The organism is Shinella sp. HZN7, assembly GCF_001652565.1.
Lineage (GTDB): Bacteria > Pseudomonadota > Alphaproteobacteria > Rhizobiales > Rhizobiaceae > Shinella > Shinella granuli.
Genome location: NZ_CP015736.1, coordinates 3,439,966 through 3,455,863 on the forward strand (window position 1 = coordinate 3,439,966; position 15,898 = coordinate 3,455,863).

14 protein-coding genes are annotated in these 15,898 nt (G+C 66.9%); 4 read left to right on the forward strand and 10 right to left on the reverse strand.

Features of this window, described 5'->3' with window-relative positions; translation table 11 throughout:
- Positions 1–6: 6 nt before the first annotated feature.
- Positions 7–468: a hemerythrin domain-containing protein gene (locus shn_RS16585; RefSeq protein ID WP_064331396.1), complete on the forward strand. Its 462-nt coding sequence runs from the start codon at positions 7–9 to the stop codon at positions 466–468.
- A gap of 6 nt (positions 469–474) precedes the next feature.
- Here the strand turns inward: shn_RS16585 and shn_RS16590 are convergent, their stop codons facing one another.
- From shn_RS16590 to shn_RS16600, 3 genes are read right to left on the reverse strand one after another with little or no spacing between them, the layout of a single operon-like run.
- Positions 475–1,410 (reverse strand): U32 family peptidase, encoded by a 936-nt coding sequence (locus shn_RS16590; RefSeq protein ID WP_064331397.1) that lies wholly within the window; start codon positions 1,408–1,410, stop codon positions 475–477.
- Between the two features lie 9 nt (positions 1,411–1,419).
- Complete coding sequence (locus shn_RS16595) at positions 1,420–2,397, reverse strand: peptidase U32 family protein (protein ID WP_064331398.1); 978 nt, start codon at positions 2,395–2,397, stop codon at positions 1,420–1,422.
- The gene (locus shn_RS16600; RefSeq protein ID WP_064331399.1) at positions 2,388–2,894 is read right to left on the reverse strand and encodes an SCP2 domain-containing protein; all 507 of its coding nucleotides are present in this window, start codon (positions 2,892–2,894) and stop codon (positions 2,388–2,390) included. Before shn_RS16600 ends, shn_RS16595 begins: the two co-directional genes overlap by 10 nt.
- Before the next feature lie 104 nt (positions 2,895–2,998).
- Here shn_RS16600 and shn_RS16605 point away from each other — a divergent pair, with 104 nt between their 5' ends.
- Positions 2,999–4,510: a UbiD family decarboxylase gene (locus shn_RS16605; RefSeq protein ID WP_064331400.1), complete on the forward strand. Its 1,512-nt coding sequence runs from the start codon at positions 2,999–3,001 to the stop codon at positions 4,508–4,510.
- The gene (locus shn_RS16610; protein WP_064331401.1) at positions 4,507–5,085 is read left to right on the forward strand and encodes a UbiX family flavin prenyltransferase; all 579 of its coding nucleotides are present in this window, start codon (positions 4,507–4,509) and stop codon (positions 5,083–5,085) included. Before shn_RS16605 ends, shn_RS16610 begins: the two co-directional genes overlap by 4 nt.
- A 53-nt stretch (positions 5,086–5,138) precedes the next feature.
- Here shn_RS16610 and putA read toward each other — a convergent pair whose 3' ends face one another.
- The gene (gene putA, locus shn_RS16615; RefSeq protein WP_064332655.1) at positions 5,139–8,825 is read right to left on the reverse strand and encodes a trifunctional transcriptional regulator/proline dehydrogenase/L-glutamate gamma-semialdehyde dehydrogenase; all 3,687 of its coding nucleotides are present in this window, start codon (positions 8,823–8,825) and stop codon (positions 5,139–5,141) included.
- A 176-nt stretch (positions 8,826–9,001) separates the two neighbouring features.
- Here putA and shn_RS16620 point away from each other — a divergent pair, with 176 nt between their 5' ends.
- A complete protein-coding gene (locus tag shn_RS16620; protein ID WP_064331402.1) occupies positions 9,002–9,475 on the forward strand; it encodes an Lrp/AsnC family transcriptional regulator in 474 nt (157 codons plus the stop codon).
- A 6-nt stretch (positions 9,476–9,481) separates the two neighbouring features.
- Here shn_RS16620 and shn_RS16625 read toward each other — a convergent pair whose 3' ends face one another.
- From shn_RS16625 to shn_RS16650, 6 genes are all read right to left on the reverse strand, one after another.
- Positions 9,482–10,231 carry an ABC transporter ATP-binding protein gene (locus shn_RS16625; RefSeq protein ID WP_064331403.1) on the reverse strand — a complete coding sequence of 250 codons (750 nt, stop codon included), beginning with the start codon at positions 10,229–10,231 and terminating at the stop codon, positions 9,482–9,484.
- Complete coding sequence (locus shn_RS16630) at positions 10,228–11,061, reverse strand: ABC transporter ATP-binding protein (RefSeq protein WP_064331404.1); 834 nt, start codon at positions 11,059–11,061, stop codon at positions 10,228–10,230. Before shn_RS16630 ends, shn_RS16625 begins: the two co-directional genes overlap by 4 nt.
- Entirely contained in the window at positions 11,058–11,975 is a 918-nt protein-coding gene (gene nikC, locus shn_RS16635) for a nickel transporter permease (RefSeq protein ID WP_064331405.1), read from the reverse strand. The genes shn_RS16630 and nikC overlap by 4 nt, the downstream gene beginning before the upstream one ends.
- Complete coding sequence (locus shn_RS16640; RefSeq protein WP_064331406.1) at positions 11,972–13,018, reverse strand: ABC transporter permease; 1,047 nt, start codon at positions 13,016–13,018, stop codon at positions 11,972–11,974. The genes nikC and shn_RS16640 overlap by 4 nt, the downstream gene beginning before the upstream one ends.
- A 39-nt stretch (positions 13,019–13,057) precedes the next feature.
- A complete protein-coding gene (locus shn_RS16645) occupies positions 13,058–14,707 on the reverse strand; it encodes an ABC transporter substrate-binding protein (RefSeq protein WP_064331407.1) in 1,650 nt (549 codons plus the stop codon).
- 222 nt (positions 14,708–14,929) lie between these two features.
- Positions 14,930–15,895 carry a glucokinase gene (locus shn_RS16650; protein ID WP_064331408.1) on the reverse strand — a complete coding sequence of 322 codons (966 nt, stop codon included), beginning with the start codon at positions 15,893–15,895 and terminating at the stop codon, positions 14,930–14,932.
- Positions 15,896–15,898 lie beyond the last annotated feature (3 nt).

Genomic DNA, 15,898 nt, shown 5'->3' on the forward strand with positions numbered 1-15,898 from the left:
GCGGCGATGGACGATGCGAGCCTTAACGCCGCCGATATCGACCGGCTGGAAACGCTTCACCAGGCCCTGCTCGATCTCTGCCTGCATCTCGAAGAGATCGCAGGCGAACCGGGCACCGCCGGTGAGCTGCGTGCGCTCGCCGACGCCATTCCGCCCGCCCTCAGGGCCGTGCACGAGCTGGAGGAGCGCCTGCTCTTCCCGGATTTCGACCGGCATGCCGGCTCCTGCTTCGCCGCCCTGGCGATCGAGCGCCTGAAGGCGGAGCACCGTTGCGACCGGCTCGCCGCCGAGGAGCTCTCGCTGACGCTGAAGGCCGTCGCCGACGGTCACTGCGGGCTTTCGCCCGAGACGGTGTCACGCATGATAAGCGGCTTCCAGGAAAGCCTGCGCCGCCATGTCTTTTCCGAACAGATGATCCTGGAGACGCTCATCGCCGCCAAGGCGGAGGCGCGCGACGTCTTCGCCTGACCGCCCTCAGTCCCGTCCCATCGCCGCGTTCCGCCCGCGCGACACCCAGGCCGCGCCCTCCTGCCGGTGCAGGAAACCGTTCGAGAAGCGCACGCCGGGATAGACCCTCGCCAGGTCCGCGATCGCCTCCTCGCCATCGATCCTGCCGTCGAGCACCCCGCGGTAGAGCCTTGCCACCTTCACCATGTCGCAATCCTGCGGCGAGAGCCGCACGCGCGAAAGACCCGCTTCGACGAGCGGTGCAAGATCATCGACGAGCACGACGCAGCTGTTCGACAGGGTCTGCACGCCGTTCAGCACGAGGAAGGACTGGCGGTCGAGCGTGCGCAGCGGCAGGCCGTCGAGCTCCTCGCCGCAGACGAACTGGCAATTGTCCTTCGTCAGCCCCTTGGAGCGCGCATGGGCGCAGCGCGCGGAAATGGCGAGCGGCATGCGGCCGAAGGCGAAGACCTCGAAGGAGAGATCCGGCATGGCCTCCAGCATCTGCCGGATGGAGCCTGCGGGCAGCTCCGGCGGCAGACAGATGTTCTCCGCCCCGCGGGCGGCAAGCGTGCGGGCCGTCGCCGCATTGTAGACATTGACCAGCGGGCCGATCGAATGCGGCCGGCCCTTGAGGAGGCCGAGCGCGGACAGGTCGTTCGCCTCCACCGGATGCAGGCTGTCGGCGATCAGGTCACGCACATGCCGGCTTTCGCGCGGCAGCGTGACCATGGCGAGCGTGGAGAGCGTCACGCGCTTGCCCGCCGCCTCCAGCCGCTCGACGACCTCGGCGACATGCGGCTCGCTGAAATGCTGGCGCTTGGAACAGACCGTTTCCCCGAGCGTGACATGCTCGACCACCGCCTCGTCGGCGATGCGGAAGTAGAAGTCCCGCCATTTCGGCCCGTCCCAGAGGAAGTAGACCGGGCCGAGGCTCAGCGCCGGTTTGCCTGTCGTCACCATCACCGTCTCCTATCGCCAGCGTTTGTCATAGGCGCCCGTCGTCGTGCGCTGGCCCTCGCTCATCGCGCGGAGCCGGGCGACGAGTGCCGCGCGCTCACCGGGCGAGGCACCGAGCGCCTTCTTGAGCGACGACACCACCTCGGCGACATAGGCCTTGCCGCGCTGGCGCCCCTCGATCTTCAGCGCCGAGACGCCGGCCGCGCGCAGCGCGTCGATCTCGTCGATGACGTCGAGCGAGACGGGGTCCTCGAAGGCGTAGCCCTCGACGTCGCCGATCTCGAAGCGCCCCTTGCAGAGCGTCGGATAGCCGGAGGCCTCACCGGGGCCGAAGCGGTTGATCGTGTAGGCGCCGAGCTCGGAGACGAGGTCCGCGCCGTCCTGCCGGTAGCGGACATGGCTCGCCGGCGAGCAGACGCCGTTCATGTTGGGCGACTTGCCCGTCGCATAGGAGGAGAGCGAGCAGCGCCCCTCCGCCATGACGCAGAGCCCGCCGAAGGCGAAGACCTCGACCTCGCAATCGATCTGCCGCGTCAGCCGGGCGATGTCCTGCACGGTCAGCACGCGCGGCAGCACGACGCGCTTTGCCCCGAAGGCTTCGACGAGGAAGCGGATCGCCTCCGGGTTCGAGGCGGAGGCCTGGACGGAGACGTGCAGCCGCTGCTCCGGATACTTTTCCGCGACATAGGCCATCAGGCCGAAATCGGCGAGGATCAGCGCATCGGCGCCCATCGCCACCGCATCGTCGGCGGCCGAATACCAGAGCGCCTCGTCGCCCGCCCGCATGAAGGTGTTGAGCGCGACGAAGGTCTGCACCTTCTTGCGGCGGGCAAGCGCGATCGACTGGCGCAGCTCCTCGCGGCTGAAGTTGAGGCCCGGGAAGTTGCGGGCATTGGTCTCGTCGCGAAAGCCGCAATAGACGGCATCGGCACCGGCCTCCACCGCCTCGCGGAAGGCGGCGGGCGTGCCGGCGGGGCAGATCAGTTCCATGTCGCGTCCCTTCCTTCGAGCGCCTTGCCGCGGATATAGCGCGCCATGCCGGCGACGAGCGGCGAGAGCGGGCCGGCCAGCGCGCCGAGCTCGCGCGGCAGGTCGATGGCGCTGTCGTCGAGCGCGTTGCGCAGCGCCAGCATCGCCTCCATGTCGCCGGTGACCGAAAGGTCGCGCGAGAAGAACAGCGCATCCGCATCGCAGCGCCCTTCGAGCAGGCCGAGAAGCAGCACCAGCGGTCCCTCGATGCGCGCATCGACCGGCGGCGGAGCGCCGCGCGAGACGGCGAGCGTCTTCATGGCCGGCACGACGGTGAAATGCAGCGGCAGATCGACGGGCGAGAAGCCGTAACGGGTCTCACGATAGGCGCCGAGCCGTTCGAAGAGATCGGGATGGGCCTTCAGCACGCCGGAAAACAGGTGGCGCGCCACCCGTTCCACTAGCCAGAGAGGCGCAAGATCGACCGGTTTGACGAGAAGAGGCGGAAGCGATGGCATGCGGGACTTTCCAGAAACGAACGTCTGGACCCTAGGGAGCCTCGGGCGCCAAGAGTTTGCGCCAGCACAAAGACCGTGACGTTTTTCCCCGGCAAGGGAGCGTCATGAAAGCCGATGCCCCCGTTCCGCGCCGTTTCGACGGCCTTCAGGATTTCGTCGCCCTCCTGGAGCGGCGGGCGCGGCTGACGCGCATTTGCGAGCCGGTATCGCTCGTCCACGAGGTGACGGAAATCCATCGCCGCGTGCTGGCCGAGGGCGGGCCGGCGCTGCTCTTCGAACGGCCGGTGGATGCCGCGGGCCGCATCCAGCCCATCCCGCTTCTCGCCAATCTCTTCGGCACGCGCGAGCGCATCGAATGGGGCTTGGGCCTTGAGGCCGGCGGCCTGCCGCACCTTGCCGCCTTCCTCGCGGACCTGCGCGACCCGCAGCCACCACGCTCCCTGCGCGATGCCTGGCAGAAGCTGCCCCACCTGAAGGCCGCCCTGTCGATGAACCCGCGCACGGTCCGCCGCGCCCCTTGCCAGGCGATCGTCTGGCAGGGTGAGGAGGCCGATCTCGACCGCCTGCCGATCCAGACCTGCTGGCCGGGCGAGCCTGCCCCGCTCGTCACCTGGCCGCTCGTCATCACCCAGGCGCCGGACGACCCGGCGGACATCAATGTCGGCATCTACCGCATGCAGAAGCTCGGCAAGAACCGGCTCATCATGCGCTGGCTCGCCCATCGCGGCGGGGCGCGCCACCATCGCCTCTGGCAGGCGTCCGGGCGCGACATGCCCGTCGCGGTCGTCATCGGTGCCGATCCCACGACGATCCTTGCCGCCGTCATGCCGCTGCCCGACGGCTTGAGCGAACTCGGCTTTGCCGGTGTGCTGAACGGCCGGCGACAGGAGACGGCCTGTGGCCTCACCGTGCCGCTGCCCATCCCCGCCAGTGCGGAAATCGTGCTGGAAGGCACGGTCTCGGCCAGCGAGACGGCGGACGAAGGCCCCTATGGCGACCACACCGGCTACTACAATGCCGTCGAGCCCTTCCCGGTCATGACGCTCTCGGCGATCACCCTGCGGAAGGACCCGCTGTACCTCTCCACCTATACCGGCCGGCCGCCGGACGAGCCGTCGAGGCTGGGCGAGGCGATGAACGAGCTCTTCGTGCCGCTGGTGAAGCGCCAGTTCCCGGAGATCCTGGACCTCTGGCTGCCGCCCGAGGCCTGCTCCTACCGCGCCATGGTGGTTTCCATCGACAAGCGCTATCCCGGCCAGGCGCGGCGGGTGATGATGGGTCTCTGGTCCATGCTGCCGCAGTTCAGCTACACCAAGCTGATCATCGCCGTCGACGGCGACATCGACGTGAAAAGCTGGCCGGACGTGATCTGGGCGCTCTCCACCCGCTTCGATGCCGGCCGCGACCTGATGCTCGTGGAAAACACGCCGATCGACTATCTCGACTTCGCGTCCCCGAAATCCGGCCTCGGCGGCAAGCTCGGGCTGGATGCGACGCGGAAGATCGGCACGGAGAGCGAGCGGGAATGGGGCCGGGTCCTCGCCATGACGCCCGACGTGGTCGCCAGGGTGGACGGCCTGTGGGCATCCCTAGGCCTTCCGGAGCCGTTCGCATGAAGACCGAACGGGTGATCGTCGGCATCACGGGCGCTTCCGGCGCGGCACTGGCCGTGCGTATCGTCGAGCGGCTGGCCACGCTCGGCGGCGTCGAAACCCATCTCGTGGTCTCCGATGCCGCGCGCCGCACGCTGGACCTCGAATGCGGCACGGACGCGCTGGAACGCCTGTTGCCGCTCGTCCATCGCCATCATCCGACAGGCGATATCGGCGCATCGATCGCCAGCGGCTCGTTCCCCGTCCGCGGCATGATTGTCGCCCCCTGCTCCATGCAGACGCTTTCGGCCATCGCCACCGGTCGCACCGACACGCTGATCGGCCGCGCGGCCGACGTGCAGCTGAAGGAGCGGCGCCGGCTCGTCCTTCTGGCGCGCGAGACGCCGCTGCATCTCGGCCATCTGCGCAACATGTGCGCCGTCACAGAGATGGGCGCGATCGTCATGCCCCCGGTGCCGGCCTTCTACCATCGCCCGCAATCCGTGGCCGACATCGTCGACCACCTCGCCGCCCGCGCCATCGATCTCCTGGCAATGCCGCACCCGTCCCTTGCGAAGCCCTGGGAGGGTGCCGGATAGTCGGAAAACGAAACCGGGCCGCTCGAAGGAGCGGCCCGGTTTTTTATCATGCCTTAGCCGATGCTCATCAGGCTGGCATTGCCGCCGGCGGCCGCCGTGTTGATGGAGGTCGAGACCTCTTCGAGCAGCCAGTTGAGGCAATAGGCATCCGCACCCGCCCGGATTTCCGCCGTGGTGGCGGCCTGCGTCAGGACGAGCGGACCGGGCAGTGCGGCGATGCGGCGGGCGGCCTCGACCACCCTGTCCCCGTCCCCTTCGATGAGCGCACCCGCATAGGGACCATCCGCCGCCCAGTCGGATGACCAGGAGATCAGTGCCGCAAGGCTCGCCGGAAGGCCGGCAAGGGCAGGCTGGAGACCGGAGGCGGCGTCGATCACCGCCCTGTTGCCCGTGGCGAATACCGCGCCGAGCTGGGCGAGCAAGCCCTCCTCCGTCGCCGGCGCGAGGAGGATCCGGCCGCGCGGATGGAGCGCATAGAGGTTCTTCTCGCCGACGGGGCCGGGAAGCTCGAGGTCCAGCCCGAGCGCCGAATTGCTGCCGAGATCGCGGACCTGATCGGAAAGCTCGGCCTTACCCTTGCCGCGCAGCCACTGGGCGAAATCGAGCACCGCCGGCTGGATATGCACGGAGCTGTGCTGCGGGGGAACCGGCGGAACCTGCACGAGGCGGCCGATATAGAGCGGGCCGCCGGCCTTGGGCCCGGTGCCCGAGAGCCCGCGGCCGCCGAACGGCTGCACGCCGACGATGGCGCCGATGATGTTGCGGTTGACGTAGATATTGCCCGCCTTCACGCGGCTGGTGACATGGGCGATCGTCTCGTCGAGGCGCGTGTGCAGGCCGAAGGTCAGGCCATAGCCCGTCGCATTGATATCGTCGATCAGACGGTCGACATCCTCGCGCTTGTAGCGGATGACATGCAGGACCGGGCCGAACACTTCACGCTCCAGATCGGCAAGCGACTGCAGCTCAATGATGGTGGGCGAAACGAAGGTGCCGCGATCGGCTTCCGCGGGCAGCGCCACCTGCTCGATCTTGCGGCCACGCGCGCGCATCTTCTCGATATGCGCCTCGATCGTCTGCTTGGCCTCCGCGGTGATGACCGGGCCGGTATCCACACTCAGCTTGTCGGTGCGGCCGATCGTGAGCTCGGCGAGCGCCCCTTTCAGCATGGTGAGCGTACGGTCGGCGACGTCCTCCTGCAGGCACAGCACGCGCAGCGCCGAGCAGCGCTGGCCGGCGCTGTCGAAGGCCGAGGCGATGACATCGAACACCACCTGTTCGGCAAGCGCCGAGGAATCGACGATCATCGCATTCTGCCCACCGGTCTCGGCGATCAGCGGGATCGGCTTGCCGGCGGGCGAGAGGCGGCCGGAGAGTTCCTTCTGGATGAGGCGGGCGACTTCCGTCGAGCCGGTGAACATGACGCCCGCCGTTTCCGGGGCGCCGACAAGGGCGGCGCCGACGCGGCCGTCGCCGGGCAGCAATTGCAGCGCGCCCGAGGGGATGCCGGCCTCATGCAGGATGCGCACGGCCTCGGCGGCGATCAGCGGCGTTTCCTCGGCCGGCTTTGCCAGCACCGGGTTGCCGGCGACGAGCGCGGCCGCGATCTGGCCCGTGAAGATCGCCAGCGGGAAGTTCCACGGGCTGATGCAGACGATCGGGCCGAGCGGCGCATGGCCGGCACCGAGCGTACGCCGCGCCTGTTCGGCATAATAGCGCAGGAAGTCGATCGCCTCGCGCACCTCGGCAATGGCATTGGCGGCGGATTTGCCCGCCTCGCGGATGGCAAGGCCGATCAGCGTCGCAATCTCCGCCTGCATCAGGTCGGCGGCACGATCGAGCCGGTCGCCCCGCTCGCGCGGCGGCACGGCTGCCCAAGCGGGGGCCCCTTCGAGCGCCAGCCTGGCGGCCTTCGCCACGCCCGCATCCGTCGTCTCGACGACGGTGCCGACCATGTCCCTGTGATCGGCCGGATTGAGCACCGGCCGCCGCTCGCCCTCGCTGGAGCCGTCGGCGATGACAGGCGCGGCCTGCCATTCGACAGCCGCGGTCTTCGCAAGGTCCTGCGCCAGCTTCGCCAGCACCGCCTCATTGGAAAGGTCGAGACCGGCGGAGTTCAGGCGGCCCTTGCCGTAGAGTTCCGCGGGAAGCGCGATCTTGTCATGCTTGCCGCCCGGCACCGGCATGGCGCGCACGACGGCAGCCGGATCGGCAATGAGCTCGTCGACCGAGACGGCGGGATCGGCGATGCGGTTGACGAAGGAGGAGTTCGCACCGTTTTCCAGCAGGCGGCGGACGAGATAGGCCAGCAGCGTCTCGTGCGTGCCGACCGGCGCATAGATGCGGCACGGGCGGTTCAGCTTCTCCTCGCCGACGACCTCGTCGTAGAGCGGTTCGCCCATGCCGTGCAGGCACTGGAACTCGTAGTCGCCGACGCGGAAATCCGGACCGGCAAGCTGGTAGATCGTGGCGAGCGACTGGGCGTTGTGCGTGGCGAACTGCGGGAAGACCACATCCTTCGCCGCCAGCAGTTTCCGGGCGCAGGCTATGTAGGAGACGTCCGTGTGGATCTTGCGCGTGAAGACGGGGAATTCCTCCAGCCCGTCGAGCTGCGCGCGCTTGATCTCGGCGTCCCAATAGGCGCCCTTGACGAGGCGCACCATGATGCGCCGGTTGGCGCGGCGGGCGAGATCGATGATGAAATCGAGCACGAAGGGGCAGCGCTTGCCATAGGCCTGCACCACGAAGCCGACGCCGTCCCAGCCCGCAAGGGCCGGATCGTGGCAAAGCTCTTCCAGAAGGTCGAGCGAGAGTTCCAGCCGGTCGGCCTCCTCGGCATCGATGTTGAGGCCAATATTGTAGGACTTCGCGATGGCGGCGAGCGCCTTCACCTTGGGCAGCAGCTCGCCCATCACCCGTTCGGCCTGGGCGCGCACGTAACGCGGATGCAGCGCCGAGAGCTTGATCGAGATGCCGGGGCCTTCATAGATGCCGCGGCCGGCCGAGGCCTTGCCGATGGCGTGGATCGCGTTCTCGTAATCGCGATAGTAGCGCTCCGCATCCGCGGCCGTCGTCGCCGCCTCGCCGAGCATGTCGTAGGAATAGCGGAAGCCCTTGCGCTCCAGGGCGCGCGAATTGCGCAGCGCCTCGTCGATGGTCTCGCCGGTGACGAACTGCTCGCCCATCATGCGCATGGCCATGTCGACGCCGCGACGGATGACCGGCTCGCCGCAACGGGCGATGAGGCGCGTGAGGGCGGCGGAAAGGCCGCGGTCGTTGACGGTGGAGGTCAGCTTGCCCGTGACCACGAGGCCCCAGGTGGCGGCATTGACGAAGAGCGAGCGGCCGCCCCCCATATGCGACTTCCAGTCGCCTTCCGAGATCTTGTCGCGGATCAGCGCGTCGCGCGTGGCGTTGTCGGGAATGCGCAGCAGCGCCTCGGCAAGGCACATCAGCGCGACGCCCTCCTGGCTGGAGAGCGAATATTCGTGCACCAGTCCCTCGACGCCCGAGCCCTTGTGCTTGGCGCGCAGCGCGACGATCAGCGTGCGCGCGGTCTCGCGGATGCGCGCGGCGACATCGGCCGGCAGGCTGGCCTTTTCGAGCAGCGGCCGGACCGCGTCCTCTTCCGGCGTGCGGTAGGCGGCGGTGATGCGCTGGCGCAGCTCGCCCTGCGGCCGGATCGGCGGCGCGAAGTCAGCGAAAGCGGAGATTTGTTGTTCGTTTGCAGACTGGACCATTTCCATCACCATCTCGGGTTCGGCCACTGGATGCGAGGAGAGGATACACCGCTTGCCGATGCATTCCAGCCTCATGGCGCTGGCGCGGAACATAGTCGATTGCCGTGCGACTTTCTCACCATTATATGCGTATATACAGGAGCTATCTCCATATATTGGCGCTTTAGGTGAGACAAATGTCCAAGATAAAGCCAGTTCCTGGCGAAATCGACTCAATCGACCGCAAGATCCTCGATCTTCTCGTTGAAAATGCTCGGATTTCCATTACCGAAATGTCCGAAATCGTCGGGCTTTCGAAGACGCCCTGCACGCTGCGCCTGCAGCGCCTGATCAATGACGGCTATATCGACGGCTTCCGCGCCGTGCTCAACCCAAAGAAGCTCGGGCTCGACCATGTCGCCTTCGCCGAGGTGAAGCTTTCGGACACCAAGGAAGCGGCGCTCAACGCCTTCAACAGCGCGGTGCGCAAGATCAAGGAGGTCGAGGAGTGCCACATGATCGCCGGCCGCTTCGACTACCTGATCAAGATCCGCACCGCCGATATCCGTCGCTACCGGGAGGTGCTGGGCGAGAAAATCTCCAGCCTGCCGAATGTCGCCAGCACCTCGACCTCCGTCGCCATGGAATCCATCAAGGAAGGCGGGCGCTGAGCCCGGTCAACCGTTTCGGCGGAAGCCTTCGCTGGCCGTGAGCAGGCTGCGCGTATAGTCCTGCGTCACCCGGTGCGCCGCAAGGTCCGCGGAGGCGAGCTGTTCCACCGCCTGGCCGTGCTGCATGACCATCAGCCGGTCGCACATATGGGTGACGACGGCAAGGTCGTGGCTGACCATGACGAAGGTGAGCTTGCGCGCCGCGCGCACCTGTTCGAGCAGGTTCAACACCTCGGCCTGCACCGAGGCATCAAGCGCGGAGGTCGGCTCGTCGAGCAGCAGGATGGAGGGTTCGAGGATCAGCGCCCGGGCGATCGCCACGCGCTGGCGCTGACCGCCGGAGAGCTGGTGCGAATAGCGGAAGCGGAAGCTCGCGCCGAGCCCCACCTCATCCAGCGCCCGCACGATACGGCTTTCCGAATTGTCGAAGCCGTGGATGGCGAGCGGCTCCAGCAGCAGCCGGTCGACCGTCTGGCGCGGGTGCAGCGATCCATAGGGATCCTGGAACACCATCTGCACCTGTCGATAGAAGGCCTTGTCGCGCTTGTCGCCGAGCGGCTTGCCGTCGACCGTGATCGTGCCGTCGGAAACCGGCGCGAGCCCGGCGACCGCCCGCAGCAGCGTCGACTTGCCGGAGCCGGATTCCCCGACGAGCCCGAAGGATTCGCCGGGCGCCACCGTGAGGCTGACATCCTGGAGCGCGACGAAATCGTCGAAGACGACGCTGAGGCCATCGATGGCGAGAGCGGCGGTCATAGCGCCCACTCCGGCTTGCGATCGAGGACGGGCAGGGGATGCCGGTCGACCCCGATCTTCGGCATGCAGTTGAGCAGGCCTCGCGTATAGGGATGCTCGGCCTCGGAAAGCCGGGAGGCCGGCAGTTCCTCGACGATGCGCCCGGCATACATGACGATGACCCGGTCGCAGAAGGACGACACGAGCCGGAGGTCGTGCGAGATGAAGATCAGCCCCATGCCGCGATCGGCGACCAGCCTGTGAAGGATGCCGAGCACGTCGAGCTGCACGGTCACGTCGAGTGCCGAGGTCGGCTCGTCGGCGATCAGAAGCTCCGGGCCGGCCACCAGCATCATGGCGATCATGGCGCGCTGGCCCATGCCGCCCGAGACCTCGTGCGGATAGAGGTCGAAGACGCGCTCGGGATCGCGGATCTGCACGGCGGCCAGCATGTCGAGCGCCCGCCTGCGCGCCTCCGCCCTGCCGACCGGCTCATGCGTGCGCAACGTCTCGATGATCTGGCGGCCGATGCTCATGACCGGGTTGAGCGAATATTTCGGGTCCTGCAGGATCATGGCGATGCGCTTGCCGCGCAACGCCCGCCGCTCGGCCTTCGACGCCCGGGTGAGGTCGATGCCGTTGAACTCCAGCTTCTCCGCCGAGATGCGGCCATGCTCCGGCGTCAGGCCCATGATGGCGCGGCCGGTCTGCGACTTGCCCGAACCGCTCTCGCCGACAATGCCCAGCCGCTCGCGGCCGAGCGTGAAGGAAACACCGCGCACCGCCTCCACCACGCCGGTGCGGGTGGGGAAGGAGACGCGCAGGTCCTTGACGTCGAGAAGCGTATTCATTGGCTGCTCCCGCGCGGGTCCAGCGCATCGCGCAGGCCGTCGCCCAGCAGGTTGAAGCCGAGGCTGACGACGAGGATGGCGAAACCCGGCATGGCGGCCACCCACCACTGGTCGAGGATGAAGCGGCGGCCGGAGGCGATCATCGCGCCCCATTCCGGCAGCGGCGGCTGCGCGCCGAGGCCGAGGAAGCCGAGGCCTGCCGCCGTGAGGATGATGCCCGCCATGTCGAGCGTCACGCGCACGATGAGCGAGGAGATGCAGAGCGGCATGATATGGCGCAGCACGATGCGCCAGGGCGAGGCGCCCATCAGCCGCACGGCCGAGATATAATCGGAATTGCGCACCGTCAGCGTCTCGGCGCGGGCAATGCGCGCATAGGGCGGCCAGGAGGTGATGGCGATGGCGATGATGGCATTGCCGATGCCGGGCCCGAGCGCCGCGACGAAGGCGAGCGCCAGCACCAGCTTGGGAAAGGCGAGGAAGATGTCTGTGATGCGCATCAGCACCGCATCCACCCAGCCGCCGGCATAACCGGCGACCGTGCCGACCAGAAGGCCGAGCGGCGCGGCGATGATGGCGACCAGCACCACGACCTGGAGCGTCAGGCGCGAGCCGTAGATGAGGCGCGAGAGGATGTCGCGGCCCTGGTCGTCCGTGCCGAGCCAATGGGCAGCGTCCGGCGGCAGCAGGCGGGATTTGGCGAGATCGCCGACATAGGGCGAGTACGGCGCCAGCAGCGGCGCGAAGAGCGCGAGCACGATCAGCCCGAGGATGATCAGCATGCCGATGACGGCGAGCCGGTTGGCGGCAAACCGCCCCCAGGTGACATAGGCGCGGCCGAGCCGGGCCTGCAGGCGCGATTGCGGCCGGTCGGTCAGAAGCCATTCGCGGCGGGTCATGGCGGTCTCGTTCATCGTGTCCTCGTCCGCGGGTCGAGCATGCGGTAGAGCACGTCGGAAAGTAGATTGATGGCGATGAAGACGGAACCGATGACGATGGTGCCGCCGAGAACCGCGTTCATGTCGGCATTCTGCAGCGAATTGGTTATGTAGAGGCCGAGGCCCGGCCAGGCAAAGACGGTCTCCGTCAGCACCGAGCCCTCCAGCAGGCCGGCATAGGAGAGCGCGATCACCGTGACGAGCGGCACGGCCGCATTGCGCAGCGCATGGCCCCAGATGATGCGGGTTTCCGACAGGCCCTTGGCGCGCGCCGCGACGATATATTCCTGGCTGAGCTCGTTCAGCATGAAGGACCGCGTCATGCGGCTGATATAGGCGAGCGAGAAATAGCCGAGTAGCGAGCCCGGCAGCACGATATGCGAGACGATGTCGCGAAAAGCCGCCCAGTCACGATTGAGGATCGCGTCGAGCAGGAAGAAGCCGGTGATCGGCGTGAAGGTGTATTCGAACACCACGTCCATGCGGCCGGGACCGGACGTCCAGCCGAGACGGGCATAGAACACGAGGAGGGCGAGGAGGCCGAGCCAGAAGATCGGCACCGAATAGCCGACGAGGCCGACGATGCGCACGATCTGGTCGGCAAGGCTGCCGCGCCGGACGGCCGCGAGCACGCCGAGCGGGATGCCGAAGGCGGCGCCGATGACCGTGCCGACGGTGGCAAGCTCCATGGTCGCCGGGAAGACGCGGCGGATATCGGTCATCACCGGATTGGTGGTGAGCACCGAGGTGCCGAAGTCCCCCTGCAGCACGCCTTTCACATAGAGGAAGAATTGCTGGTAATAGGGCAGGTTGAAGCCCATTTCCTGCCGCACGCGTTCGACGACATGGGACGGCGCCCGGTCGCCGACGATCGCCAGCACCGGATCGATCGGCACGACGCGGCCGATGAAGAAGGTCACGGCGAGAAGACCGAGATAGGTGGTGGCGACGACCACGACGAAGCCGGCGATCGATTTGAGGGTCGCGAAGGCGCGCCTGTTGGCGCGCCTTGCCGGCATTCGTCTTTCAGCAGTGCTCAAGGGACCGGTCCTTCAGACTTAGTCCTTGGTCACGGGCGCGAGGAAGTTCGTATCGAAGTTCGGCCCGAGCTTGTAGTTCTTGACGTTGCCGCGCATGCCGGCCACTTCGGTCTGCTGGAAGATCATGACAAAGGGGCTCGTGTCCAGCGCCTGCTGCTGCAGCTTCTCGTACATCTCGGCGCGCTTGTCGTTGTCACGCTCCAGAAGCGCCGCTTTCACCTCTTCCGTCAGCTCTGGGATGTCCCAGGCGTTGCGCCAGGCCAGGGTCTTGACCGAGACCTCGTCGCCATTGTCGGGGTTCGATGTGAAGGCTTCCGCGTTCGAGTTCGGATCCCAGTAGTCCATGCCCCACTGGCCGATATACATGTCGTGGTTGCGGGCGCGGTATTTGGTCAGCGTCTGCTTACCATCACCGGGAATGATCTCGACCTTGACGCCGGCCTGGCCGGCGGTCTGCTGGAAGGATTCGGCAATCCCGGTCACGGGCTGCGTGTTGCGCACGTCGAAGGTGACGGAGAAGCCGTCCTTCAGGCCCGCCTTTTCAAGAAGCTCCTTCGCCTTGGCGACGTCGAACGTGTAGGGGCTCGCATCGAGCGCGCCGAGCACGCCCTTGGCCTGGTAGGTCTGGCGGATCTCTCCGATGCCCTTGATCAGCGTGGCGCCGATCGCATCGTAGTCGACGAGATACTTGAACGCCTCGCGCACTTCCGGCTTGGAAAGGTTCTCGTTCTTCTGGTTGAGGCTGATGTAATAGACCGTACCCTTCGGCGCGCTGGTGGTGGCAAGGTCGGCATTCTTGGAAACCGCCTCGAGATCACCCGGTTCGAGATTGCGCGCGACGTCGATGTCGCCGGCCTCAAGCATCAGGCGCTGGGTCGCGCTTTCCTTGACATGGCGGTAGATGACGCGGGTGAGCGCCGGCTTCTCGCCGTAATAGTTGTCGTTGCGCTCCATCACGAGGATTTCGTTGGCGCGCCAGTCGCGGATCTTGAACGGGCCGGAGCCGGCATAGTTGGTCTTCAACCATGCATAGCCGAAATCCGTGTCGTACTTGTAGTCGTCGCTCGGCGTCCTGGCTTCGGCGTGCTCCATGACGAGCTTCTTGTCGAGCACGGCGCCCACGGTGGCGGTGAGGCAGTTGAGCACGAAGCTCGGCGCATAGGCCTTGTCGACGGTGAAGACGAACGTGCCCTCGTCCACGGCCTTGGCCTTTTCGGTGACATTGTCGCCGTTAAGGCCGAACTGGGTGAGGATGAAGGCCGGGCTCTTGTCGAGCTTGACGACGCGCTCGAAGGACCAGGCGACATCCTCGGCGGTGACCGGATTGCCGGAGGCGAACTTGATGCCCGGCTTCAGCTTGAACGTATAGGTCAGGCCGTCCTCGGACACTTCCCAGCTCTCGGCGATGCCGCCCTTGACCTTGGTCGTGTCGTCGATATCGAGACGCACCAGCATGTCGTAGCCGTTGCCGAGGAATTCGGCGGGGCTCAGCTCGAAGGATTCGGCCGGGTCGAGCGTGATCGTGTCGTCGATCGCCCAGGCCTGCACCAGCGTGTCGGCCGGCGTCTCGGCAAAGGCCGGCGCCATGCCGCCCGAAGCAAGCAACAACGAAAAGGCCACGCCGGCCAGCAGCGGACGAACGCGTACGGTGATGTTTTCCCTGTTCATTCCAGTTCCCCGTTTCACACGATTTTCCCTCGGCACTCCATGCACGCGCGTGCACCCGATGCCATTTTTAAAATTCAATCACGATATCGACGACAAAGACAATCCCCCTTCGGGGCCATACAGGGTAAATCGATTGGCAGCAGTGCCGCAGCCACGGCAAAACCGGCAATTGCCAAGCAATATGAAAGACTTTGCTAACGGAAGAACCGTCGCCAGACGGCATTAGCCCGAGGAAAGGCGCAACCACTCCGCACAGCCCTGGAGCGCCGTCCGGTCGTCGAGGAGCAGGTGAACAGGGAAGCTCTCCATGAAGTCCGTCTGGCGGCCTTTCGCCCGGAAGGCATCGAGGAACACCGGGTCCTGCACCAGAGGCCCGGCAAAGGCGCGCGAGACGCCACCGGAGAGATAGACGCCGGAAAAGGGCAGATAGGCGAGCGCAAGATCGCCGCAGACCCGCCCGAGCAGGCGCATGAACATATGCCCGGCCTGTTCGCAATCCCTGTCCGCCCGGGCGACCGCAAGGCGCGACACCTCCGCAGCCGTCGCAATGCAGGGCGCACGGCCGGCCTCAGCACATTGCCATTGATAGATCTCAAAGAGGCCGCGGCCCGACAGGGCGCGTTCCACCGACGCCCGCCCGCGCCCGGCCGAAAGCGCGCCCTGCAGCGAGAACTCCGCCGCGCCGGCCAGCGGCAGCGTCATATGACCGCATTCCGCCGCCACGACATGCGGTGCCCCGCCGAAGCGGGAGGGACACCACGCCGAGGCATTGAAGCCCGTACCCGCGCCGAGCACCAGACGCGGCCCCGGCTGGCCGGGCGCCCTGCCCGGTGTCAGGCATTGCGTCTCGAGCTTCTCCACCTGCCCCATCGCATAACCCAGCGCCTCGAAATCATTGATGAAATCGACCCGGTCGGCACCGCAAGTCTCCGCCACGCGATCACGCCTGATGGTCCAGTCCCGGTTCGTCAGCGTGGCCCCCTCAGCCGTCGCCACGGCCGCGAGCGCAATGCAGACGCTGTCGACGCGATTCTCCCCGCGTCCGCGCAGGTACGTCGCGGCGACGGCATAGAAATCCTCGAAGCGGTCATTGGCATAGCTGCCCGCGCTCCCGGGCAACAGGATGCCGTCGCGGACAAGGCCGAGGCGGGTGTTGGTCCCGCCGATGTCGCAGGCAAGTGCAAGCATGGA